The organism is Streptomyces sp. NPDC046900 (assembly GCF_040644975.1).
Taxonomy (GTDB): domain Bacteria; phylum Actinomycetota; class Actinomycetes; order Streptomycetales; family Streptomycetaceae; genus Streptomyces.
Genome location: NZ_JBEYXD010000185.1, coordinates 1 through 6,141 on the forward strand (window position 1 = coordinate 1; position 6,141 = coordinate 6,141).

At 72.7% G+C, this 6,141-nt stretch carries 6 protein-coding genes; 3 read left to right on the plus strand and 3 right to left on the minus strand.

Features of this window, described 5'->3' with window-relative positions; translation table 11 throughout:
* Positions 1-316: 316 nt before the first annotated feature.
* Positions 317-1,816, plus strand: a complete 1,500-nt coding sequence (locus ABZ904_RS50175; protein WP_361830922.1) for a helix-turn-helix transcriptional regulator — start codon at positions 317-319, stop codon at positions 1,814-1,816.
* 13 nt (positions 1,817-1,829) lie between these two features.
* Entirely contained in the window at positions 1,830-2,402 is a 573-nt protein-coding gene (locus tag ABZ904_RS50180) for a transcriptional regulator (protein WP_359409766.1), read from the plus strand.
* Positions 2,403-2,507: 105 nt separating this feature from the next.
* Here ABZ904_RS50180 and ABZ904_RS50185 read toward each other — a convergent pair whose 3' ends face one another.
* The 3 genes from ABZ904_RS50185 to ABZ904_RS50195 form a co-directional block, all read right to left on the minus strand.
* Positions 2,508-3,476: an SDR family NAD(P)-dependent oxidoreductase gene (locus tag ABZ904_RS50185; protein WP_360999277.1), complete on the minus strand. Its 969-nt coding sequence runs from the start codon at positions 3,474-3,476 to the stop codon at positions 2,508-2,510.
* Between the two features lie 351 nt (positions 3,477-3,827).
* Positions 3,828-4,490: an HAD family hydrolase gene (locus tag ABZ904_RS50190; RefSeq protein ID WP_361830926.1), complete on the minus strand. Its 663-nt coding sequence runs from the start codon at positions 4,488-4,490 to the stop codon at positions 3,828-3,830.
* 38 nt (positions 4,491-4,528) lie between these two features.
* Complete coding sequence (locus ABZ904_RS50195) at positions 4,529-5,566, minus strand: PHP domain-containing protein (RefSeq protein ID WP_361830928.1); 1,038 nt, start codon at positions 5,564-5,566, stop codon at positions 4,529-4,531.
* 183 nt (positions 5,567-5,749) lie between these two features.
* On the opposite strand from ABZ904_RS50195, the gene ABZ904_RS50200 reads away from it, so the two are divergent.
* A complete protein-coding gene (locus ABZ904_RS50200) occupies positions 5,750-5,986 on the plus strand; it encodes a hypothetical protein (protein ID WP_359409758.1) in 237 nt (78 codons plus the stop codon).
* The last annotated feature ends 155 nt before the right edge of the window (positions 5,987-6,141 follow it).

Genomic DNA, 6,141 nt, shown 5'->3' on the forward strand with positions numbered 1-6,141 from the left:
TCCCCCGGCTCCCCGTCGGGCTCCGGTCCCGCCCCCGCTTCCCGGGCGGCACGCACCGCCGCCCCCTGCGCTCGCAGGGCCTCCACCTCCCGGGCACGGGGTCCTTTGTCATGGCGGCCCGTGAGTTCGGCCTCCGGGCGCATGACCCGGCGACCTGCCTCGCGCCCCTGACCCACGGGGCTGGATAGGCTGACCGGGTGGGATGGTCCTGGGGAGAACACATGAGGCCGGCGGTCGCCGTACCGACGCCGGCCTGTGCCTATGGATACCTGGCGGCCCGGTTCCGGCTGCGCGGTGACCCGAAGGCGGTGGCCCGGTGACGGAGTTCGAGGCGATCGACGCGCTGCTGGCCAGTGCCCGGCAGGAGGTCCCACTGCCGCCCGCCGAGGAACGGCGCGCGTTGCGCGAGGAGTTGAACCTGTCCCGGACGCAGGTGGCCCAGGCCCTCGGGGTCAGTCCCTCCACGGTCGGCGGCTGGGAGTCCGGACGCGACCCGAGCGGCGAAGCGCGCGAGAAGTACGCGTACTTCCTGGACGGTGCCCGGACGAAGCTGGCGGAGCGGGACGCGCGGGAGACGGTGGCCGCACCCGGCGAAGCGGACCCGCGGCAGGAGTTCGACGGTGAGGCCGACGCCGTGGAGGCGTTGCCCGCGCCCCAGCCGTGTGTGCTGTGCGGTCAGCCCGCACGGCACCAGGTGGCGGGATTCCCGCAGCACCTGGACCCCGGGGAGTGCGGCAAGGTGCCCGCGGCACCCGGGCGGCCCGCCCAGGTGGACGCACCGCAGACGGACCGCGAGCCCACCGGATCCGTCCAGGTCGTGCCAGTGGGCCGCCGCGTCAAGGCGGCCTCCGAGAACCCGGACCCCATCGGCGAGGCGGTGGCCGCCGCGCTCGCCGCGCACGCCGGCGATGTGGAGGCGGCGACCGCGGCACTGGTGAAGCGGGCCATCCCCGACGCGATGGCACTGCTGGACCAGACCCGGAAGGGCGGCCGCTACGACATCGTGGCGCACCCCTGGATCCCCGACATCCTGCGCAAGCAGACCGCCCGCGGCTCGGACGAGATCTGGGAGGCCCGCCCCAAGTGGGCGCGGCCCGAACTGCCCGCAGGCCGGCACGAGGTGACGGCCCTCGACATCAACGGCGCGTATCTGTCGGCTCTCAAGACGCACCTGCCGATCGGCCAGTTGGAGCACTCCTCGGGCTTCGGCCACGACCGCAGGCGCGCCGGCGTCCACCTGATCACGCCTCCTGCGTGGGAGCACGACGGGGTTCTGCCCCATCCGCTCGGCAACCGGGACGAACCGGGTCCGCTGTGGGTCACGGAGCCGACCCTGCGTCTGCTGCTGCGGCTGTCGGGTCCCACGTACGCGCTGTGCGACCCGCCCGAGATCCATGAGTCCTTCACCTCGGGCGCGACCGAGAACCTGCTGGAGAAGTTCCGCGTGGCGCTCAAGGACGCCCGCGACCGGGCCATCGCCGAGGACGACGAGGTGACCCTGGAGTACGTGAAGGCGATGTACTCCAAGTTCGTCTCCACCATGGGGGAGTCGAACTACAACCGGGAGCTGTACCGTCCCGACTGGATGCACCTGATCCGTTCGCAGGCGTTCGCCAACCTCTGGGCGAAGGCCTACAAGGCGCATGAGGAGGGGCTGACCGTCGTGCGCGCGATGGGCACCGACGAACTGCACGTGATCGGGGACTGGCGGCGTGTCTTCCCGGAAGGGCGCGGCGTCTCCGAGGTGAAGATCAAGGACACCTACACCGTGGGCGACGACACCGATTCCGGCGCCGCGGGCGAGCCGGGCGACTGAGCAAGGAGCGGGAGTGCCGCAGCACACCATCGAGTTCGGCAGGTACGGCGCCCGCGGGATCAAGGGCAGCGAGGCGGTGGCCCGGCAACTGGACGCGCTCGCCGGCGGGGTCGCGAGCCCGGTGACGTCGCGGCGCGGTCTGCTGGCCCGGCTGCACTACCTCACGCGCAGCGACCACGCCCGCGCCGCGGCCCGCGAGGCGGGACTGACGGTCACCGGGCGCACGCTGAAGGCGTGGCTGGAGGGCAGGCGCGCCCCCTCGCGGTCGAACCTGGAGAGGATCGAGACGGCCTACCGGACGGTCCGGCGCCAGAATGTCGCCCGCTATCTCCTGGGCCGCCTCAACCGCGAGGGGCGTGGCACGCGGGTCGAGCTCCACCCCGTGAACCAGTCCCAGGTGTCCCGTCCCCGCCAGCGGTTCGTGGAGTTCCGCATTCTGAACATCCGTCACTGGGACGCCATCGTCCGGGCCTGGTCCGACAACGACCTCCAGGCCCTCGACGACGCCTGGACCGACCAGATCGTCGATCTGGGTTCGCAGTGGGGCCAGTACGAGTACGTGACCAACGTGGGCTTCGCCGCCTGACGTTCCGCGATGTGATCCCCGCGCCGGCAACGCGGGCGCGGCCCGCGAGAGTTCACGGCAGGCGGCCGATGCGGGCCGGACGCCGGCGCGGCCGGCCCGCGCGCCTCAGCTGCGGGACGCGAACGCGTCGACGCCGGTGAGCTCCGCGGACACCGCCCACAGGCGCGCGGCCAGCTCCGGGTCGATCGCCCAGTCCTTGACGCCGCCGCGCGTGCCGTCCGACGGAGCCGGTTCCGCGATGTCGCAGTCCTCGCAGTACACCCCGCCCATGTCCGCGAGCCGGGGCGAGGTCGCGGCCCACACCTGGGTGGCCGCGCCCTGCTCGGGCGTCTTGAAGGCGTCGGGGTCCACCAGCGCGCCGGTCTCGTCGATCCAGCCGCGCTCGATCATCTCCTCCTTGGCGAGATGACGCTGCAGCGGCGTGAGAATCCCGCCGGGGTGCAGGGAGAAGGCCCGGACGCCGTGCTCCCTGCCGAGCCTGTCGAGGTGCACCGCGAAGAGGACGTTCGCGGTCTTCGCCTGCCCGTACGCCTCCCACTTGTCGTAGCCCTGCTTCCAGTGCAGGTCGTCCCACCGGATGCCGGAGCGGTGGTGGCCGGCGGACGACACGGACACGACCCGCGCCCCGCCCGGCTCGATCGCCGGCCACAGGCGGTTGACGAGCGCGTAGTGGCCCAGGTGGTTGATGGCGAACTGCGCCTCCCAGCCGGGCCCCACCCGGGTCTCCGGGCAGGCCATGATCCCAGCGCTGTTGATCACGATGTCGAGGGTGCGGCCGGAGGCGAGGAACCGGTCGGCGAAGGCGCTCACGCTCTGAAGGTCACCGAGGTCGAGCTCGTCCACCTCCACCCCGTCGAGGCCCGCCAGCGCTTCCTCGGCGGCGGCCGGGCGCCGCGCCGGAACGACGACCCGGGCGCCCGCCTTGCGGAGCGCACGCGTCGTCTCCAGGCCGAGCCCGGAGTAGCCGCCCGTCACCACCGCCAGCTTGCCGGAGAGGTCGATTCCGTGAAGTACGTCGTCGGCGGTGCTGCTGGCGCCGAAACCCGACCCGATCTTGTGTTGTGCAGTGCTCATGCTGTGCACGCTACGAATTCGAGCGCGCTCGAAGTCAAGCGGGCGCCGGCGCGCCGTGTGCGGACGCGGTGTCCGGACATGGAGAAGCCCCGACCGTGACGGGGGATTCACGGCCGGGGCAGTCGGTGGTGGGCGCGGACGGCGGTCGCCTCTCGGCGAAAGGCTCCACAGGGCTTCAGCCGAACGATCGTCCCTGTGGGCGGAGGATGAGGCCCGGGGACACTGTTCCGTCCGCTCCCACGGATCGTTCAACGGGAAACTACCGGTTGGTGTTCCAGAAATTCAGCCACTCGATAGTGATCTACGTCACTGCTCATGAGCTGTGCGCCCGTGAGCTCCGTGGAGACCGGCCTAGGTGTCCGGCGCGAGCGGACTGTCGCCCAGCATGGACAGCAGGTGGGCCGGATCCCGGTAGATGGCGCGGGCGCCGGCCTCTTGCAGGTCGGCCCGCGGAATGCCGCCGGACAGCAGGCCCACGCACGTCACCCCGGCCCGGGTCCCCGCCTTCATGTCCCACACCGTGTCGCCCACGAACACGGCCTGCTCGGGCGGCACGCCGGTCAGCTCCAGAGCGTGTTCCACCGGCTCGGGCGCGGGTTTGCCGGCGTCCACGTCGTCCGCACTCGCCGTCGCCGCGATGGCGTCGTCCGCTCCGATGGCGCGGCGCAGCGCCGACAGCTCCGGCCCGCTCGCCGACGTGGCGAGCACGACGTCCCAGCCGTCGTGGTCGAGCCGGCGCAGCAGCCGTCCGGCGTCCTTGAACGGGGGCAGCCGGTCGAAGAAGGTGGCATAGAGGGCCGTGTGCGTGGCGACCAGCAAGTCGACCTCGTCCCGGTCCCGGCCGCCCAGCAGGTGGGCGATCAGATCCTCGGAGCCGAGGCCCACCGACCGGTGGATGGCGTGCATCGGCACCTGGTGACCGGCCTGCCGGAACGCCTCCCACCACGTCGTGACGTGCAGATGATTGGTGTCGACGAGAGTGCCGTCGACGTCGAACACGGCCGCCCGTCCCATATGCCAGTCCTCCCTCACGTATCGCGTCGGGTACCACGTCAGGTGGCCGCCACACGCGAGGGCACCGTCCGTTCGCGCGTCCAGGCGAGCAGCTCGTCCGCGGTCCACGTCGTGATCACGCGCTCGGGCGGCACCCCGCACTCCTCGGCCCGGGCGCAGCCGTGGATCTGCCAGTCCAGCTGGCCCGGCGCATGCGCGTCGGTGTCGATCGAGAACAGGACCCCCGCATCGAGGGCCCTGCGCAGCAGCCGCCGGGGCGGGTCCAGTCGCTCGGGCCGGCTGTTGATCTCCACCGCCGTGCCGGACTCGGCGCACGCGGCGAACACCGCGTCCGCGTCGAACTCCGACTCGGGGCGCCCGCGCCCGGTGACCAGCCGTCCCGTGCAGTGGCCGAGCACGTCGGCGAGCGGATTGCGGACGGCGGCGATCATGCGGCGCGTCATCGACGGTGCGTCCATGCGCAGCTTGGAGTGCACGGACACCACCACCACGTCCAGCCGGTCGAGGAGTTCCGGCTCCTGGTCCAGCGACCCGTCGCCGAGGATGTCGCACTCGATGCCGGTCAGCAGCCGGAACGGGGCCCACCGCGCGTTGAGCCCGGCCACCACGTCCAGCTGTTCGCGCAGCCGCTCGGCGGACAGCCCCCGGGCGACCGTGAGCCGGGGCGAGTGGTCGGTGAGCACCGCCCACTCGTGCCCGAGCCGCGCGGCGGTCCGCCCCATCTCCTCGATCGGGCTGCCGCCGTCCGACCAGTCGGAGTGCAGATGGCAGTCGCCACGCAGCAGCGCCAGGAGCCCTTCGCCGCCCTGAGCGAGCGGAGCGCCGCCCTCCTGCTCCAGCTTCTCCAGGTAGCCGGGGGTCCGCCCGGCCAGCGCCTCCCGTACCACCTGGGCCGTCTTCGGGCCGATGCCCTTGAGGGACTCGAGGGTCCCGGCGGCCGCTCGCCCGGCGATCTCGTCCTCGGGCAGCTGGGACAACACCGCGGCGGCGGTGCGGAACGCCCGGACGCGGTACGTCGGGGCCCCGGCCCGCTCCAGCAGGAAGGCGATCCGGTCCAGGGCTGCGACGGGCTCCATCGACACCTCCTACCCCCAGCGTTGCCCAGCGACGCCGGGCCCGCACGGCGGCGCGCCCCCCGCTCCATCACCCGGCCGGGCCAACGATGGCGGCGAGGCGTGGCACGGCGCGTGCGGCCCGCCAGAGCGTGCGCTCACCACCGCCCCACCGCCGAGTGGCGAGATGCGCTCTACGCTCTATGCATGACCGAAATCGCGAGTCCGCACATCTCCCATCCGCGGATCACGGTGCTCAAGGTCCAGCCGGGCACGCCGCCGTTCCGCATCGTGGAGGTGGACGGTGAGATGGTCGGCCGGGCGAGATCGCTCGTCGACGTGCTGGACGTGGCCGCGGAGTGCGGCGTCCCCGTCCACGACCTCGACGACCCCGAGGTGGTCCGCTGGGTGGGCGGCGACAAGCTGACCTGGACGCTGCACTAGCGCCGGTCCGGCGCCCGGGAGGGTCTCCTCGCGGCACCACGGGCGCCACGGCGGATCCGCGCGCCGTCGTGCGGGCCTCACGCCGGGCCGGCCCCGGCGAGGACGTTCTGAAGAAGCCCGCGGCGGTCGGTCAGTACGAGCAGGATGCCGAGCGG